Origin of the sequence: Streptomyces sp. NPDC046831 (assembly GCF_040645305.1) — a bacterium.
Classification (GTDB): Bacteria; Actinomycetota; Actinomycetes; order Streptomycetales; family Streptomycetaceae; genus Streptomyces.
The window spans coordinates 173,619-190,450 of the sequence record NZ_JBEYXZ010000011.1 but is presented as its reverse complement, the minus strand read 5'-3'; the positions used below and the strand labels follow the sequence as shown (position 1 = coordinate 190,450).

At 73.6% G+C, this 16,832-nt stretch carries 16 protein-coding genes; all 16 read right to left on the bottom strand.

The window, feature by feature from the left end; translation table 11 throughout:
* Positions 1–257, bottom strand: a 257-nt coding sequence (locus ABZ920_RS13080) for a flavodoxin-dependent (E)-4-hydroxy-3-methylbut-2-enyl-diphosphate synthase (protein WP_361502688.1), incomplete at its 3' end; no start/stop codon positions are given.
* 4 nt (positions 258–261) lie between these two features.
* The gene (gene hpnH / locus ABZ920_RS13075) at positions 262–1,284 is read right to left on the bottom strand and encodes an adenosyl-hopene transferase HpnH (protein WP_361502686.1); all 1,023 of its coding nucleotides are present in this window, start codon (positions 1,282–1,284) and stop codon (positions 262–264) included.
* A 5-nt stretch (positions 1,285–1,289) separates the two neighbouring features.
* On the bottom strand, positions 1,290–1,931 hold the full coding sequence (locus ABZ920_RS13070) for a 1-hydroxy-2-methyl-2-butenyl 4-diphosphate reductase (RefSeq protein ID WP_361502683.1): 642 nt from the start codon (positions 1,929–1,931) through the stop codon (positions 1,290–1,292).
* The gene (gene shc, locus ABZ920_RS13065; RefSeq protein WP_361502680.1) at positions 1,931–3,976 is read right to left on the bottom strand and encodes a squalene--hopene cyclase; all 2,046 of its coding nucleotides are present in this window, start codon (positions 3,974–3,976) and stop codon (positions 1,931–1,933) included. Before shc ends, ABZ920_RS13070 begins: the two co-directional genes overlap by 1 nt.
* Positions 3,977–4,093: 117 nt before the next feature.
* Positions 4,094–5,224 (bottom strand): polyprenyl synthetase family protein, encoded by a 1,131-nt coding sequence (locus ABZ920_RS13060; RefSeq protein ID WP_361502677.1) that lies wholly within the window; start codon positions 5,222–5,224, stop codon positions 4,094–4,096.
* Positions 5,224–6,651: a hydroxysqualene dehydroxylase HpnE gene (gene hpnE / locus ABZ920_RS13055; protein ID WP_361502674.1), complete on the bottom strand. Its 1,428-nt coding sequence runs from the start codon at positions 6,649–6,651 to the stop codon at positions 5,224–5,226. Before hpnE ends, ABZ920_RS13060 begins: the two co-directional genes overlap by 1 nt.
* Positions 6,648–6,788 carry a DUF6380 family protein gene (locus tag ABZ920_RS13050; protein WP_361502671.1) on the bottom strand — a complete coding sequence of 47 codons (141 nt, stop codon included), beginning with the start codon at positions 6,786–6,788 and terminating at the stop codon, positions 6,648–6,650. Before ABZ920_RS13050 ends, hpnE begins: the two co-directional genes overlap by 4 nt.
* On the bottom strand, positions 6,788–7,735 hold the full coding sequence (gene hpnD / locus ABZ920_RS13045; RefSeq protein WP_361502668.1) for a presqualene diphosphate synthase HpnD: 948 nt from the start codon (positions 7,733–7,735) through the stop codon (positions 6,788–6,790). The genes ABZ920_RS13050 and hpnD overlap by 1 nt, the downstream gene beginning before the upstream one ends.
* Positions 7,735–8,631 (bottom strand): squalene synthase HpnC, encoded by an 897-nt coding sequence (gene hpnC, locus ABZ920_RS13040; protein ID WP_361502665.1) that lies wholly within the window; start codon positions 8,629–8,631, stop codon positions 7,735–7,737. The genes hpnD and hpnC overlap by 1 nt, the downstream gene beginning before the upstream one ends.
* Positions 8,632–8,989: 358 nt before the next feature.
* Positions 8,990–9,793 (bottom strand): ABC transporter ATP-binding protein, encoded by an 804-nt coding sequence (locus ABZ920_RS13035; protein WP_361502662.1) that lies wholly within the window; start codon positions 9,791–9,793, stop codon positions 8,990–8,992.
* Entirely contained in the window at positions 9,786–10,715 is a 930-nt protein-coding gene (locus ABZ920_RS13030) for an ABC transporter permease (protein ID WP_361502659.1), read from the bottom strand. Before ABZ920_RS13030 ends, ABZ920_RS13035 begins: the two co-directional genes overlap by 8 nt.
* A gap of 97 nt (positions 10,716–10,812) precedes the next feature.
* Complete coding sequence (locus ABZ920_RS13025; protein ID WP_361502710.1) at positions 10,813–11,685, bottom strand: glycosyltransferase; 873 nt, start codon at positions 11,683–11,685, stop codon at positions 10,813–10,815.
* A 17-nt stretch (positions 11,686–11,702) separates the two neighbouring features.
* Positions 11,703–12,446, bottom strand: a complete 744-nt coding sequence (locus tag ABZ920_RS13020; protein WP_361502656.1) for a CDP-alcohol phosphatidyltransferase family protein — start codon at positions 12,444–12,446, stop codon at positions 11,703–11,705.
* Positions 12,447–12,459: 13 nt separating this feature from the next.
* Positions 12,460–13,521 (bottom strand): iron-containing alcohol dehydrogenase family protein, encoded by a 1,062-nt coding sequence (locus ABZ920_RS13015; RefSeq protein WP_361502653.1) that lies wholly within the window; start codon positions 13,519–13,521, stop codon positions 12,460–12,462.
* Positions 13,509–14,261, bottom strand: a complete 753-nt coding sequence (locus tag ABZ920_RS13010) for a phosphocholine cytidylyltransferase family protein (RefSeq protein ID WP_361502650.1) — start codon at positions 14,259–14,261, stop codon at positions 13,509–13,511. The genes ABZ920_RS13015 and ABZ920_RS13010 overlap by 13 nt, the downstream gene beginning before the upstream one ends.
* Positions 14,258–16,132 (bottom strand): DUF5941 domain-containing protein, encoded by a 1,875-nt coding sequence (locus ABZ920_RS13005; RefSeq protein ID WP_361502647.1) that lies wholly within the window; start codon positions 16,130–16,132, stop codon positions 14,258–14,260. The genes ABZ920_RS13010 and ABZ920_RS13005 overlap by 4 nt, the downstream gene beginning before the upstream one ends.
* Positions 16,133–16,832: the final 700 nt, after the last annotated feature.

Here is a 16,832-nt window from a genome sequence, read left to right as displayed (position 1 = left end):
GCGATCGTCGCCAGCGCGTCCGCGTCGTCCTGCGTCGGGCACGCCACCCGCACGATCTGGCAGCCCGCCGCGGTCAGCTCCGCGATCTGCTGCAAGGTGGCACCGATGTCCGACGTCCGCGTCGTCGTCATCGACTGCACCGACACCGGCGCGTCCCCGCCCACCGCCACCGAACCGACCTGGATCCGCCGGCTCCTGCGGCGCTCGGCGACCGGCCGGGCCGGCACCTCGGGCACGCCCAGCGGGATGGCCGTCATGGCGTCACCCGTTCTTCTGGGAGACGGTCTCGCGCACGGCGCGCAGGGACTCCTTCAGGGACCCCATGGTGGCGAGCACGGCGGTGGGCTCGTAGCCGCAGTGCGCCATGCAGTTGGCGCAGCGCGGGTCCTTGCCGCGGCCGTACTTGTCCCAGTCGGTCTCCTCGATCAGCTCCCGGTACGTCGGCACGTAGCCGTCGCTCATCAGGTAGCAGGGGCGCTGCCAGCCGAACAGCGAGTAGTTCGGGATCGCCCACGCGGTGCACGGGAAGTCGACCCTGCCCTCGAGGAAGTCGAGGAACAGCGGGGAGTGGTTGAGCCGCCAGCGGCGCCGGTTGCCACCCGCGAAGGCCTTTCTGAACAGTTCGCGGGTCTGCTCCACGCCGAGGAAGTGCTCCTGGTCGGGCGCCTTCTCGTAGGCGTAAGCGGGCGAGATCATCATCTCGTCCACCCTGAGGTCGTCGTTGAGGTAGTTGAGGACCTCGACGACGGTCTGCGGGGTGTCGGTGTTGAAGAACGTCGAGTTGGTGGTCACCCGGAAGCCGCGCCGCTTGGCCTCCTTGATGGCCGCCACGGCCTCGTCGAAGACGCCCTCCTTCGCCACCGACTCGTCGTGCCTCTCGCGCAGTCCGTCGATGTGCACCGCGAAGGCGAAGTAGGGCGAAGGGGTGAACTTGTCCATCTTCTTGCGCAGCAGCATGGCGTTGGTGCAAAGGAAGACGTACTTGCGCCTCGCCACGAGCTGCCGCACGATCTCGTCGATCTGCGGGTGCATCAGCGGCTCGCCGCCGGCGATGGAGACCATCGGCGCGCCGGACTCCAAAACCGCTCCCACGGCCTGCGCCACCGGCATGCGCTGCTTGAGCACCCCGGCGGAATGCTGGATCTTGCCGCAGCCCTCGCACTTGAGGTTGCAGGCGTAGAGGGGCTCCAGTTCCACGATGAGCGGGAACTTGTCCCGCCGGCGCATCTTCTGTCCGGCCAAGTATGTAGCGACCTTGATGGACTGGCGCAGTGGCATGGCCATCGGGCTCACCTCCTGGGGAGCAGCACATTACGGTGCCATTCGAAGAAAGTCGGTAGGACGGAACGAAGAACGCGGAAAGCCGATATTCCTCCGCGCACCGTGCCGATCCGGACGAGTTCGTGTTCCGGTGCGTCCACGACCACCCGGACGGCGGCAACGGGACGCGCCCCCGTCCGGACGGCACTGAGCAGGGTGGCCGCGGACTCCATGTCGACGGCGATCGCGCCGGTGGCGCGCAGGTCGGAGCGTTCAGGTCCGCGCACGACGTGGTCGGAGCCGGTGAGCGGACCGGTGTGGACGGTGCGCCCGGGCAGGGTGCGCGCCAGTTCCCTGACGAGCAGGACGGTGCCGACGCACGGCACCGTCCCGCGGGGGTCCCGGGTCTCCTCGGCGACGACCAGGTCGCCGGGGTGCATACCCGGGTCGAGTCCCGCGCAGAAGCCGGTCGCCAGTACGGCGGCGCCGGCGTGGGCGGGGCCGGCCAGGAGCCGGGTGACGGAGCGTTCCGCCGCCTTCGGCCCCATGCCGGTGCGCAGGAGGGTGACCGGTCCCCCGGCGCCGCCGCGGTCGCTGGTGCGCAGGGCGAAGTGCTCGATGCCGAGCGCGCAGGCGATCAGCAGCGGGGCCGGGACCGGCTTGCCCGTCATCAGCCCCCCTGGGCCTCGGCGAGGGGCTCGCCGGACTTCCCGGCCGGGTGGTTCGCGCCGGCGGCCCGGCCCGGGACGGGTTCCCCGTGGACGTACCGGCCGAGGGCGGTGAGGGGGAACACCTGCCGGTAGAGGTGGTAGTTGATGGAGAAGTCCCACGGGAAGCCCGTGCCGGTGAAGTACGGCTCGTCCCAGGAGCCGTCCTCGCGCTGGGTGGCGGCGAGCCAGGCGACGCCCCGCTCGACCGCCCCGGAGTCCTTCTCCCCCGCCGCCAGCAGCGCCATCAGCGCCCAGGCGGTCTGCGAGGCGGTGGAGGCGCCCCGGCCGCTCCACTTCCGGGCGTCCTGGTAGGAGCGCAGGTCCTCGCCCCAGCCACCGTCGTCGTTCTGCACGCTCTCCAGCCAGGCCACCGCGCGACGGATCGCCGGGTGGGAGCCGGGCAGGCCGGCGGCGACGAGGGCGGGCACCACCGAGCCGGTGCCGTAGACGTAGTTGACGCCCCAGCGGCCGAACCACGAGCCGTCCGGCTCCTGTTCGGCCAGCAGCCAGGCGATGCCGCGCCGGGTGCGCGGGTCGTGGGCCAGACCCTCGAAGGCGAGCATCTCGACGACGTGCGCGGTGACGTCCGCGGACGGCGGGTCGATGACCTCGCCGAAGTCGCAGAACGGCAGCCGGTTGGGGAACGGGCTGGTGTTGTCGACGTCGAAGGCGCCCCACGCGCCGTTCCTGGACTGCATGCCGAACTCCCAGCGCACCCCGCGCGCGACGGCCCTCTCCAGCCGCTCCGGGTCGTGGTGGCGCACACGGCGCAGCGCGAGGATGACCTCGGCGGTGTCGTCGATGTCGGGGTAGTTGTCGTTGTGGAACTCGAACGCCCAGCCGCCGGGGATCAGCCCGGGCCGGCGCACCGACCAGTCGCCGGGGCGCACGACCTGCTCGCCGAGCATCCAGTCCGCGGCCTTCACCAACTGCGGGTGGTCGGCGGGAAGTCCGGCGTCGGCGAGCGCGATGGTGGCCAGGCAGGTGTCCCACACCGGTGACTGGCAGGCCTCGATCATGCGGGCGCCGTCCTCGCGCCACACGGCGTAGCGGTCGAGCGACTCCAGCCCCGCGCGCATCACCGGGTGCCGCAGGTCGTAGCCGAGCAGGTGCAGGGCGATGATCGAGTAGACGGCCGGCGGCTGGATGCCGCCCCAGCAGCCGTCGTTCTCCTGCCGCTCGACGATCCAGCGGGCGGCCGCGTTCATCGCCGCCCTGCGCAGAGCCTTAGGCGCGACCCTGCGGTAGGCGCGCAGGGCCTTGTCGAGGCGCTGGAAGGCGCCGTCCCAGCTCATCGCCGGCGCCAGCGGCTTCGGCGGGACGGGGCGGCCGGGGTCGGTGTGCAGCTCGTCCAGCGGGAACGGCGCGGGGCGCACGGGGCGCTTGGCGGAGACGATGGTGAGCGGCACGATGGTCTGCCGCGCCCAGCAGCCGAAGTCGTAGATGTTCAGCGGCGCCCAGCGGGGGAAGCAGATGAGCTCCGGCGGGAGTTCCGGCAGGTCCTCCCACTTCCACCAGCCGAACAGGGCGAGCCAGATGCGGGTGAAGACGCGGGAGGCGGCGATGCCGCCCCGGTCGCGGACCCAGGCCGCGGCCTTCGCCATGTGGGGCGCCTCGGGTGCGTCGCCGGCCAGGCGCAGGGCGACGTACGCCTCGATGGTGGTGGACAGTTCCCCCGGCCCGCCGTGGAAGGTGGCCCAGGTGCCGTCCTGGCGCTGCTGGCCGCGGATGAAGAGGGCGGCGGCGCGGGTGGTGTCCTCGTCGCGGATCCCTAAGAACTGACGCAGCAGCAGGTCCTCGGCGTCCATCGTCACGTTGGTCTCGAGGTCCCCCTTCCACCAGCCCTCGGTGTCCTGGCGGGAGAGCAGATGGCCGGTGGCGCGCCGGACGGCGTCTGCGGCGGCTTCGCGGACCCCGGCCGCCGGCGGGGTGGTGAGGGTTTCACTGGCCGCGGCAGCGCGGGGCGGCAGGGTGGCCCCGGTGCTTCCGTCGGTCGTCGCTGTCATGGCTTCCCCTTCGTGCAGTCGTGCGAGTCGTGCTGCTGTGGGTCCGCCGTCGGCCGGCGCCCGACACCTCCTGGGCACCGGCCGGCGACTACGTGAGGAATGTTCGACCGATAGCGGTCACCTCTTCCGTACGACGACGAAGTCCGCGAGCGCCGTGAAACAGCCCCGGACCCGCTCGGGCATGTCGACGGCGTCGAGGGCCTCGATGGCGATGGTGTGCTGACGGCGTGCCTCGTCCGCCGTCCAGTCGCGGCCGCCCGCCTCCTCGATGAGCGCGGCGCGGGCCGCGAACTCCTCCTCGGAGAAGTTCTCGACGCCGGTGCTCCTGGCGTCGGCTGCGAGGATCTCCCCGAGCCGCTCGGAAGCGGGTCCGCCCGCGGCGAGCGCGGCCACCACCGGCAGGGACTTCTTGCGCTGGCGCAGGTCGCTCCAGGTCCGCTTGCCGGTGGCCTCCGGGTCGCCCCAGATGCCGAGGAGGTCGTCGACGGCCTGGAAGGCGAGGCCGAGGTGGTAGCCGTACTTCTCCAGCGCGTCGGCGGTGCGGTCGTCCGCGCCGCCGAGGACCGCGCCGATGGAGCTGGCGCAGGCGAGCAGGGCGCCGGTTTTGTTGCCCTCCATCTCCAGGCACTCCTCGACGCTGACGCGGTCGCGGTGCTCGTAGGAGATGTCCTGGGCCTGGCCGTCGATCAGGGCGCGCGTGGCGGTGGTGAGCCGGCGGGTGGCGCGCCCGGCCTCGGCGGTGCCGAGTTCGAGCAGGATCTCGCTGGCGAGCGCGAACAGGGCGTCGCCGACGAGGATGGCCTGGGCGGGACCGTGCACCTTCCAGACGGTGTCGCGGTGGCGGCGCTGCTCGTCGCCGTCCATGAGGTCGTCGTGCAGCAGGGAGAAGTTGTGCACCAGCTCGACGGCGACCGCGCCGGGGATGCCGGTCTCGGGCGCGGCGCCCGTGACCTCGGCGGAGAGCACGGCGAGGGCGGGGCGCACGGCCTTGCCGCCGTCCCCGTGGGCCGGGTTGCCCGCGGCGTCGATCCAGCCGAAGTGGTAGGCGGCAACGGTGTCCATGGGCGGGGCGAGGCGGTCGACGGCCGCCCGCAGCACCGGCGTGGCCAGGGTTCGGCCGCGCTCCAGGAGCGCGGTCACGTCCACCGCCTCGGCAGCCGTCGAGGCCGGGGGCACAGTGGGCACAGTTACTCCTCTTGTTGCGGTGCCGGAAGTGCGGGAGCCCGCCGCGCCGTGCCGGTCGGGCATCACGCCGCCTCCTCGAACGCGAAGAGACGGCCCGGGCGGGGCCGGCCCAGGGCGCGCAGCGCGGCGTCCGCCGCGCTCACACCGCTGCGGACCGCACTCTCCATGGTCGCGGGCCACCCGGTGGCGGTCCACGCTCCGGCCAGGTACAGGCCGGGGGCCTTGGTGCGGGCGCCGGGCCTGAGCCGCCCGACGCCGGGGGCGGGAGCGAACGTGGCGGTGCGCTCCCGGGTCACGAAGAAGTCCTTCACCCCGGCGCCGCGCGCACGGGGCAGCAGCCGGGCGAGTTCGGGCAGGTAGCGCCCGCGCAGCTCGGCGACGGGGGTGTCGATCTCGTCCTGCGCGGCGGACTGGGAGACCGCGAGGTACTGGCCGCTGCCGAGGCCCGACGCCTCGGTGCGGTCGAAGACCCACTGCAGCGGGGTGCCGAGGGCCGTGAGGAAGGGCGCCCGCAGCACGGGGCGGTCGTAGACCACGTGCAGGTTGAGGATGGGAGCGGTGCCGATGCGCAGCAGCCGCCCGGGGTCGTCGAGGGCGCCCTGGGGCAGCAGCCGGTGCGCCTCCCGCTGCGGTACGGCGAGGACGACCGCGTCGGCGCGCAGCGTGTCGCCGGGGACCGACACGCGCCAGCCGCCGTCCGCCTGGCGGGAGACGGCGGTGACGCGGGTACGGACCTCGGTGCGGACGCCCGCGGAGCCGAGCGCCCTGCGGGCCTGCCGGTCGTGCAGTTCGCCCAGCGGGACGCGGGCCCAGCCGATGTCGGCCGCTCCGGGGTCGGACAGCAGGCCGGTCCTGAACACCATCGCGGCCAGGCCCAGGGAGGCGTGGGAGGCGACCGCGTTGAGGGTGGCGATCCCGACCAGGTCCCACAGGGCCTCGACGGCGCGCGGCGACTGGCCGTGCGCGGCCAGCCAGCCGCCGAAGTCCTGCGCGTCCAGTGCCGGATCGGTGGGGTCCAGCTTCTTCAGCGCGAGGGCGGCACGGCCGACGCGGGCGCGCTCGGCGAGCGTGAGGTGCGGGTACGTCGCCAGGCTGCGGCCCAGGTGCAGGGGGACGGGCAGGGCGTCGCGCCGCAGCCTGCCGAGCCGCCGCCCCGCGGGCCGGGTGACGTCGACGACGGGCACGTCGAGACGGTTCTGCAGCGGAGCGAGCGCACGCGCGCCGATCCGGTCCAGGAACCAGCGGTAGGCGGTGCAGCAGCGCAGGTACACGTGCTGGCCGTTGTCGACGGTCAGGTCGCCGCGCGGGAAGGAGAAGGCGAGCCCGCCGAGACGGGGCCGGCCCTCCAGCAGCGTCACGCGCACGCCGGCGTCGGCCAGGGCGAGGGCCGCGGTGATGCCGGCGAGCCCGCCGCCGACCACGACGGCGTGCCGTCCGGCGGGCTCCGCCGGGCCGGTGGGCGGCCCTGCCGGCCGCGTGCCGTCGGTCATCGTGCCCCCTCCCCCGCGCGCCCGCCGTGGCGGTGCGGTGCGCCGCGGCCGCCCGTCGCCGTCAGGGACGCCGTCGGGCGGCGGAGGGTTGCCCGCCGTCCGCCGTCGGGGCGGTGCCTGGCTGCCGGCCGGCCCATCAGGCCCGCCTCCTGACCAGCTGCCGGGAGACGTGCCGGGCGTCCAGCCCGGACAGGCCGCGCACGGCGACGTACGCCTTCTCGCGTCCGGGCAGGGAGACGCGGCCGCGGAGCACGGCCTCGGGCTCGCGCTCGATGCGGTCCAGCAGCCGGCGGTAGATGCCGGCCATGGCGGCGACGCAGGCGCCGCTGCGCCGGTCCAGCAGCGGCAGCAGCCGGTAGCCCTCGGCGAACAGCGCGCGGGCCCGCCGGACCTCGTGGTGCACGAGACCGGGGAAGTCGGAGCCCTGCGGCGGGTGCGGGCCGTGCAAGCCGGCCGCGCAGCCGAACTTCGCGAGGTCGTCGGCGGGCAGGTAGGTGCGGCCGCCCGCGGCGTCCTCACGGACGTCGCGGAGGATGTTGGTCAGCTGCAGCGCGAGACCGAGCGTGTCGGCGTACTCGGGGGCCCGCTCGGCGCCGCGCGCGCCGGGCTCGGTGCCGAACACGCCGAGGGAGAGCCGTCCGATGGCCCCGGCCACGCAGCGGCAGTAGACCTTCAGGTCGTCCCAGGTCTCGTAGGTCCGTCCGCGGACGTCCATCTGGACGCCGTCGATCAGCTCGTCCAGGCCGCCGAGAGGGATCGGGAAGGTCCGGGAGGCGTGGGTCAGGGCCACCGCGACGGGGTCGGTGTCGTCCTCCTCGACCGCGCCCTCGCTGATGCGGGCGAGCAGGGCGCGGGTGTCCTCCAGCCGGGCGGTCTTGACGTCCTCCGGCAGCGCCCCGTCACCGATGTCGTCCACGCGCCGGGAGAACGCGTACAGCGCCGACATCGCGCGCCGCTTCGGCGCGGGCAGCAGCCTGATGCCGTAGGCGAAGTTGCGGGCCTGCGTCCCGGTCACCGCCTCGCAGTAGCTGTAGGCGGCGAGTACCGGTGCGGACACCTGCGGTGCCGGCTCCACGGCCCGCATCACCTCTCTCCTCGCAGTGTCACGCCCACCTCGCGCAGCAACCGGAGCCTGCCGGGCCTGGGCGGGCCGGGAAGTACGTCGTAGTGGGCGGCGGCGATCGCGTCGAGGGCCGCCCGTCCTCCCGCCACGAATCCCGCGAGCAGCAGCCTCAACCTGCCGTGGACGCCACCCACCAGGGGGGCGCCTTCGTCCAGCAGCTCCCGGGCGCGTTCCACCTCGTACGCGACCAGCGCGCGCACCGACGCGCCCGCGCTGGGGGCGGCCAGGTCGGCCTCGCCCACGTGGAAGCGCTTCATGTCGGCGGCGGGCAGGTAGACGCGGTCGCGGCCGAGGTCCTCCCTGACGTCCTGGACGTGCTCGACGATCTGCAGGGCGGTGCACACGGCGTCGGACCGGCGGATCCGCTCGGGCGTGGAGGTCCCGGTGACGGCGAGGACCAGACGGCCGACGGGATGGGCGGACAGCGCACAGTAGGCGAGCAGGTCGTCGTAGGTCTCGTACCGCTTGACGACCTGGTCCTGGCGGTTGGCGGCGATCAGGCCGAGGAAGGGCTCGGGGGTCAGCGCGCACCGGCGGACGGTGGGCTGGAGGCGGCGCAGCAGCGGATGGCGCGGGGTGGAGCCGAAGACGCGGCGCAGGTCGGCCTCGAAGGCGTCGAGGAGCACCAGCCGGTCCCCGGCCTCGGCGGCCGGCACGCCGAGCAGGCGGGCGTCGGCGCCGCCGGGGGCGAGGTCCCCGTCCCCGATGTCGTCGACGAGGCGGGCGAAGCCGTAGACGGCCATCAGGTCGGTGCGCCAGGCGGCGGGCAGGAAGAACGGGGCCACCGGGAAGTTCTCGTCGGCGGCCTTGTCCAGGGTGGCGCGTGCGGCATCGCGGGCCGTGCCGGTGCCCGTCACCGCGCGCTGCCCGGTCCGGGGACGGCACGTGCTGCGTTGAGCTGGGGAGTTTCCGTAGCCATCGCCGTCACATCTCCCGTTCTACACTGCCGACCCAATACAGGCTGTTCCGGACACGCCGCCCGGCCGTCGCACGGCGGCCACGACGGAAGGTGTCGCGCAGTATCTCCCCACTTGCCGCTTTCGAGGACCGGTACAGCTTACGTTGTACAGCGCGTCGCGTTCCGCCCGGGTGGCCCGCCCTTCACCACAGCACACCGGCGGGTGTCAAGGCTCCCCGGCTTCAAGGGAGTTGACGTTTCCTTTGCAGACGCGGGGCCCCGCCGGAGGACTCCGGCGGGGCCCTGGGCCGCTCGGGTCACCTGCCCGTGAACGTGTCGTACTCCTTGAGCACCTCGTCGGTGGGGCCGTCCATCCGCAGCTCGCCGCGCTCCAGCCACAGCACCCGGTCGCAGGTGTCGCGGATCGACTTGTTGTTGTGGCTGACCAGGAAGACGGTGCCGGCCTCCTTGCGCAGCTCCCGGATGCGCTCCTCCGACCGCTTCTGGAACTTGCGGTCGCCGGTGGCCAGCGCCTCGTCGATCATCAGCACGTCGTGGTCCTTGGCGGCGGCGATGGAGAAGCGCAGGCGCGCGCCCATGCCGGAAGAGTACGTGCGCATCGGCAGGCTGATGAAGTCGCCCTTCTCGTTGATGCCGGAGAAGTCGACGATGTCCTGGTAGCGCGCCTTGATCTCCTCGCGGGACATGCCCATCGCGAGGCCGCCGAGGATGACGTTCCGCTCGCCGGTCAGGTCGTTCATCAGGGCCGCGTTCACCCCGAGGAGCGAGGGCTGGCCGTCGGTGTAGACCCGGCCCCTCTCCGGGGGCAGCAGGCCGGCGATGGCCCGCAGCAGGGTGGACTTGCCGGAGCCGTTGGAGCCGATCAGGCCGATCGCCTCACCCTTGTAGGCGACGAAGGACACGCCCCGTACCGCGTGCACCTTGCGCACGCCCCGCTCCTCCTCGCCGGAGCGCCGCCTGAGGATGCGGCTCAGGGCGGCGGTGGCGCTGCCCCTGCCGGACTTGGCGCCGTTGACGCGGTAGACGATGTGCAGGTCGTCGGCGATGACGGTGGGGACTCGCCCGCCGCGCTCCCGCCCGTCCCCGTGCTGCTCAGCCACGGCCGTACCTCTCCTCCGCCTTCCAGAAGTACACGAAGCCGCCGAAGGCGAACAGCACGGCCCAGCCGGCCGCGACCGCCCAGACGTGGGCGGGCAGGTTCTGGGAGCCGTAGCCGTCGATGAGCGCGAAGCGCATCAGGTCCATGTAGACCGCCGCCGGGTTGTACTGCAGCACGTTGGCCACCCAGCGGGGCTGGTCGGCGAGGAAGACCGGGATGGAGAACATCACGCCGGAGGCGTACATCCAGGTCCGCATCACGAACGGCATGAGCTGCGCCAGGTCCGGGGTCTTCGCGCCCGCCCGGGCCATCACCAGCGCCAGTCCCGTGTTGAACAGGAACTGCAGCGTCAGTACCGGCACGATCAGCAGCCAGGACAGGCCCGGGTAGCTGCCGAAGCCGATCGCGACCACCACCAGCACGATCATGGAGAACATCAGCTGCTGGAGCTGCTGGAGCGCGAAGGAGACGGGCAGCGAGGCGCGGGGGAAGTGCAGGGCCCGCACCAGGCCGAGGTTGCCGGAGATGGCGCGCACGCCCGCCATGACCGAGTTCTGCGTGAAGGTGAAGACGAACACGCCGGTCACGAGGAACGGGATGTAGGTGCCGTGGGACAGGCCCTTGTTCGCCTTCAGGATCAGCCCGAAGACGAAGTAGTAGACGGCCGCGTTGAGCATCGGGGTCGCCACCTGCCAGAGCTGGCCCAGCTTGGCCTGGCTGTACTGGGCGGTCAGCTTCGCCTGGGAGAAGGCGAGGATGAAGTGGCGGCGGCTCCAGAGCTGGCGGACGTACTCGCCGAGCGAGGGCCGGGCGCCGCTGACGGACAGCCCGTACCTGGCGGCCAGCTCGGCCGCCGTGAGGCCCTCGTCGGGCGCCGGGACCGGGCCGACCGCGACGCCGCCGTCATGCGTTGTCTCACTCACTGGGGGGGACACTTTCGTCTTCGGGGTGCGCAGCCTGTGCGGGCGGGGCGTGGGCACCGGGCCGTGCACGGCCCGGTGCCGCCGGGGAACGAGCTTGTCAGATGACGGGGGGCCGGCCCAGCCGGGTCAGCCGCCACACAGTACGCCACTTCATGGGCCGGCGCGGCCCGCACGGAGTGGCCCAGCCTTCCCGGAACCCGCCGAACCAGGCCTTCAGGGCCGGGCCGGAGGGGCGGCGCAGCAGGGTCAGCGCCATCCACACGCCGAGGTAGACGGGCACCAGCGGCGCGGGGAGGTTGCGGCGGGCGAGCCAGACGCGGTTGCGGGCGACCATGCGGTGGTACACCGCGTGCCGCGAGGGCGCGGTCGTCGGGTGGTACAGCACCATGTCGGACCGGTAGTCGATCATCCAGCCCGCGTCGAGGGCCCGCCATGCCAGGTCGGTTTCCTCGTGCGCGTAGAAGAATGCGTCCGGCAGGCCGCCGACTTCGGCCAGGACCCGGGTGCGGACGGCGTTGGCGCCGCCGAGGAAGGTGGTGACCCGGGAGGAGCGCATCGGGTCGGAGGCGCGCAGCCTGGGCACGTGCCGCCGCTGGGTGACCCCGGTGTCGGGGTCGGCGATGCGGAAGCTGATGATGCCGAGCCGCGGGTCCTGAGCGAAGGCCCGGCGGCACAGCTCGGCGGTGTCGCCGCGGGCGAGGAGGCCGTCGTCGTCGAGGAAGAGCAGGACGTCGACGTCGCGGCCGGACGGCCCGAAGGCCTCGATGCCGACGTTGCGCCCGCCGGGGATGCCCAGGTTCTCGGGCAGCTCGATCGTGCGCACACCCTCGGGCACCTCGGGCACCGGCGCGCCGTTGCCGACGACGACGACCTCGACCGGTTCGCCGTCCTGGCGGGCGACCGAGTCGAGCAGGGCACGGAGCTCGTCGGGGCGGTTGCCCATGGTGATGATCACCGCGCCGACCTTCAGCGGGGACGTCACGGCGCTCACCGCAGTCGGCTCGAGGCGAGGATGGACACCAGGTGCAGCACCGTCTGCAGGACCGCGATGCCGGCGAGCACGGCGGTGCCCAGCCGGGTGAAGAACAGGTCGCCCCGGATCGCGTCCAGCACCGCGAGGAGCAGGATCAGCAGGGACGCCTCGATCCCGAGGACGAGCCGGTGGAACTTCAGCGCCGCGGCGGCCCGGCGGGCGAGCGCCATGCCGGAGGAGCGCGGCTCGGACGCGGCCTCCTTGACCGGCGGCAGCCCGCCCTGGTGCCGGGCGACGCCGACGAGGTCGGTCTCCGCCTTGATCAGGATCGCGCCGAGGGCGGCCAGGGTGCCGAGGAAGGCCCACAGCCAGTCGATCCGCCCGGTGCCCCACAGGTCGGCGGCGCGCAGGCCCAGACCGACCAGGACCGCGGCGTCGGTCAGGTACGCGCCGACCCGGTCCAGGTAGACGCCGCCGAGGGAGAACTGCTGCTTCCAGCGCGCTATCTCGCCGTCGACGCAGTCCAGCAGCAGGTACAGCTGCACCATCAACACGCCGAGCACGGCGCCCCCGATCCCGGGCACCAGCAGGGCCGGGAGCGCGAGGACGCCGCAGACGGTCATCAGGTACGTGAGCTGGTTGGGCGTGATCCTGGTGTTGACCAGGTAGCGGTCCACCCGGAGGGAGACCTCGCGCATGTAGAGGCGTCCCGCCCAGTGCTCACCGCTGCGCCGGTCCTTGACCCCCGCGGGGTGCACGACCGGACGTAGTTCAGCTACCGATGGCCTTGACATAGTCGGCGTAGATGTCCTTGATCTGTTGGGTCTTGAGGTCGAGGTGTTCGAGGATCGTGTAGCGGCCGGGCCGGGTCTCCGGCGCGAACTCCACGACGCGGACGAATTCGTCCGTGGTGAAGCCGATGTCCCCCGGCAGCACCGGCAGCCCGTGGCGGCGCAGCACGCCGGCCATGTACGCCGCCTGCTCGTGCGCCCCGCGCAGGTACATCGCGAAGGCCGCGCCCAGTCCGCACTGCTCGCCGTGGCTGGCGGCCCGCCTGGGGAACAGCAGGTCGAAGGCGTGGTTGATCTCGTGGCACGCCCCGGAGGACGGCCGCGAGTCGCCGGACACCGACATCGCGATGCCGCTGAGGACCAGCGCCTCGGCCAGCACCTGGAGGAAGTCGTTGTCACCGATGCCGCCCGGGTGGCGCAGCACCGCCTCGCCCGCCTGCCGGGCCATGGCGGCGGCCAGGCCGTCGACCTTCTCGCCGTTGACACGGTGGGACAGCTCCCAGTCGGCCACGGCGGAGAGGTTGGAGACGGCGTCGCCGATGCCCGAGCGCACGAACCGGGCGGGCGCGTCGCGGACGACGTCGAGGTCGATGACGACCGCGATCGGGTTCGGCACGCCGTACGAGCCGCGGCCGGCGTCGTTGTCGAGCGTGGCGACCGGGGAGCACAGGCCGTCGTGCGCGAGGTTCGTGGGCACGGCGACCAGCGGCAGGCCGACGCGCGCCGCGGCGAACTTGGCGCAGTCGATGATCTTGCCGCCGCCCAGGCCGACGACCGCGTCGTAGTGGCCGGCCTTCATCTCGCCGGCCAGCCGGATCGCGTCGTCGAGGGTGCCGCCGCCGACCTCGTACCAGGTGGCGCCGGGCAGCGAGGGGGCGATCCGCTCGCGCAGGCGCGCGCCGGAGCCGCCGCTGACCGCGACGGCGAGCCGGCCGGAGTGCGACACGCGCTCGTCGGCGAGCACGCACGCCAGGTCGTCGAGGGCACCCGGGCGGATGTCCACGACGACCGGCGAGGGGATGAGCCGGGTCAGTAGCGGCACGCGATCTCCCGTCCCCGGGCGAGGTCGTCGTGGTTGTCGATCTCCACCCACGGAACGTCGCCGATGGGCGCGACGTCGATGCGGAAGCCGCGGTTGACCAGCTCCTGGTAGCCGTGCTCGTAGAACTGCTGCGGGTCGGTCTCCCAGACGGTCTTCAGCGCGTCGGCGAGCTCCGGGGCCGCGTCGCCCTCGATGAGGGTGACGCCGATGTACTCGCCGGTGGCCTCGGCGGGGTCCATCAGCTTGGTGATCCGCCGCACGCCCCGGCCGGGGTCGGCGACGACCTTCATCTCCTCGTCGGCCAGCGACTTCACGGTGTCCAGGGCGAGGATGATCCTCCTGCCCTCGCCGCGGGCGGCCAGCAGCGTCTTCTCCACGGAGACGGGGTGGACGGTGTCGCCGTTGGCGAGGATGACGCCGTCCTTGAGGGCGTCACGGCCGCACCACAGGCTGTAGGCGTTGTTCCACTCCTCGGCCTTGTCGTTGTCGATCAGGGTGAGCTTGAGGCCGTAACGACGCTCCAGGGCCGCCTTGCGCTCGTAGACGGCCTCCTTGCGGTAGCCGACGATGATGGCGGCCTCGGTGAGACCGATCTCGGCGAAGTTGCCGAGGGTCAGGTCCAGAACCGTCGGTTCGCCCTCTATGCCCGCGGGCCCCACCGGCACCAGCGCCTTGGGCAGGGTGTCGGTGTAGGGGCGCAGACGCCGTCCGGCGCCGGCCGCCAGCACGAGGCCGATCATGCGGGTTCTCCTTCGTCGTGTACGGCGGGCGCGCCTCCGAGGTGGGAGGCCACCCAGAAGCGGATGCTCTCGGCGAGCACCAGCAGGGCGACGGCCACCGCGAGGACCGTGAGCGCGACCTTGAACTGCGCGGCGGTGAGCAGCGCGGCCAGGACGGCGACGAGCAGCGTGCGCCCCTCCTGTCCGCCGATGGCGCGCACCAGCCAGGCCGGGGGCGCTCCGGCGCCGCCGCGGATGCGGTAGACCGTGTCGTAGTGATGGTAGGCGACCGCGGCGACCAGGCCGAACGCCGCGGGAAGGGCCCCGCCCACCCCCGCCTTGGCGGCCAGGGCGAGGACGGTGCCGTACTCCGCGGCGCGGAAGAACGGGGGGACCAGCCAGTCGAGGGCGCCCTTGAGGGGACGGGCGACGGCCAGGGCGGAGGCGGCGGTGTACACGACGGCGCCGAGGACGGGCCAGGGCCCGCCGAAGCCGGTCAGCGCGGCGGTGGCGACGACGGCGACGCCGCCGAGGAGGGCGAGGGCCGGGGCGGCCGCACCGGGCAGCCGGCGCGCGAGCCCGCCGGAGGCGCCGGCGAGGCCCTCGGCCAGCGGTCCGCTGTCGGCGAGGTCGGCCAGCGCCCGCGCCGCGCGATCGGTGCGCCCGGTCCTGCGGGCCAGCGAGCGCAGCAGGCGGCCGGCCGTGGTGTAGCAGGCCGCGAAGGCACAGCCGGTCAGCAGCGCGTAGAAGGTGATGCGGGGGGTGGTGGCCGCGGTGAGGAGGGCGATCATGGCCCAGCGTTCGCCGATGGGCAGGACGATCATCCGGCGCACCCAGACCGTCCAGCCGACGCTGTCGAGCCGGTCGGACAGCGCGGCGGTGGGACCGGCGGCGGCGCCGGCGTCCCCGGCGTTCGCCTCGTTGAAGGAGAAGTCGACCACGTGCCGGCAGGCCTGCAGGACCATCGCGCCCAGGGCGAGCGCCCAGACGTCGTCGCCGCCGCGGGCCGCGCCGAGGGCGAGGCCGGCGTAGTAGGCGTACTCCTTGGCCCGGTCGAAGGTGGCGTCCAGCCAGGCGCCGAGGGTGGAGTACTGCAGCGAGTAGCGGGCCAGCTGGCCGTCGGTGCAGTCCAGGACGAACGAGGCGATGAGCAGCACGCCGGCGGCGACGAAGCCGCCGCGGGTGCCGGTCGCCGCGCAGCCCGCCGCTGTCAGCGCGGTGATGAGGGACGCCGTGGTGACCTGGTTCGGGGTCAGGCCGCGGCGGGCGCACCAGCGGGCGATGTAGCGCGAGTACGGGCTGATGAAGAAGGTGGTGAAGAAGCCGTCGCGGGCCTTGACGGCCGACTTCAGACGCACGGCCTCGTCGTCGACGGCGGCGACGGCCTGCCGGGCCTCGTTGCGAGCCTGCGGGTCGGCGGGGACGGCGGCGACCAGGCTGCCGAGTTCGGGGCGGTGCACGTCGGCGCCGTCGGCGTCCAGGGCGGCGGCGACGCGGTCGGCGAGGCCGTCGAGCGCGGCGGGGGCGCCGCCCTGCACGAGCGCGGTCGAAGGCCTGGCGGACGTGCCGGCGCCGGCCGCGTCGTCGCGGGCCGCGTCGTCGCGGGCCACCGCCCGGGCCAGGGCCTCGCGGCCGGCCGGCTGGGCGGTCACGGCTCCGGGCACCGCGGCGAGCGGGAAGCGGGGGTCGGTCAGGCCGAGGCGCAGCGCGTGCAGGTGGCCCACGAACCGGGCGTCGACGACGGCGACCCGCTGGCCGGCCGGGACGGCGGCGAGGAGGGCCTCGGCGTCACCGGCGTCGGCGGCGACCCGCACGTCGAAGCCGAGGGACCGCAGATCTCCCTCGATCGACGATCCGGGGACCGGCTGACCGGTGAGGATGGCGGTCGACAACCGAACTCACTCCCTGGGTGCCGACGCTGGCGCGCCGGTCATGTACACGGTGGGGCGCCGCATGTCTGTGGCACCCGGGCGGCATGTCGGCAGAGGCTATCGGATGCGCGGAAGCCCGCGTTCACCGCCCGTTCACGGGCTGATCGACACGGTCTGCTTGCGGCCGCCGCCGCGATCATCATGGGTGATCCGGCCACCCCGCAACAAACTCCGCCCCACACCGGGCATTCCCGACACCCCCACCCGCCACCGACAGCCCCGTCCTCGGTCGACAGCCCCGCACACCGCCGACAGCCCCGCCCGCAATCAGCAGTCCCGTCCGCCGGCCGCGGCCCCGCCCACCGACCGCGGCCCCGTCCGCCCACTGTGCCCAGCCGCCCGTCCAGCCGCGCGGAGCCGGCAACCCGACCGGCCACCCTCCAGCCGCAGGCAACCCCGCCGCCCGCCCGCGGGCAGTCGTGCCGTCCACCCGCGGGCAGTCGTGCCGCTGGGGCGGCACGGGTGGGCGCGGACGGCACCCCGGCAGCACCGGACCACGCAACCCACCCGACCCGCCGCCATCACACCGCGCAACCCCGCAGACAACGACCGCCCGGCCGACCGGCGCGCAGCCGACGCCGGCGGGCAACCCATACGCTCGCGCGGGCAGCACCCCGGCCGCGCCCGCCCACCGTCCTCCCCCGCGGGCAGTCGTGCCGCT

Bases quoted from the DNA above. Each gene is read 5' to 3' on its own strand.
- hpnE (WP_361502674.1), bottom strand. From the start codon at position 6,651: ATGACCGACGGCACGCGGCCGGCAGGGCCGCCCACCGGCCCGGCGGAG.
- ABZ920_RS13060 (WP_361502677.1), bottom strand. From the start codon at position 5,224: ATGCCCGACCGGCACGGCGCGGCGGGCTCCCGCACTTCCGGCACCGCA.
- hpnH (WP_361502686.1), bottom strand. From the start codon at position 1,284: ATGGCCATGCCACTGCGCCAGTCCATCAAGGTCGCTACATACTTGGCC.
- ABZ920_RS13050 (WP_361502671.1), bottom strand. From the start codon at position 6,788: ATGGGCCGGCCGGCAGCCAGGCACCGCCCCGACGGCGGACGGCGGGCA.
- ABZ920_RS13010 (WP_361502650.1), bottom strand. From the start codon at position 14,261: ATGATCGGCCTCGTGCTGGCGGCCGGCGCCGGACGGCGTCTGCGCCCC.
- shc (WP_361502680.1), bottom strand. From the start codon at position 3,976: ATGACAGCGACGACCGACGGAAGCACCGGGGCCACCCTGCCGCCCCGC.
- ABZ920_RS13070 (WP_361502683.1), bottom strand. From the start codon at position 1,931: ATGACGGGCAAGCCGGTCCCGGCCCCGCTGCTGATCGCCTGCGCGCTC.
- hpnD (WP_361502668.1), bottom strand. From the start codon at position 7,735: ATGCGGGCCGTGGAGCCGGCACCGCAGGTGTCCGCACCGGTACTCGCC.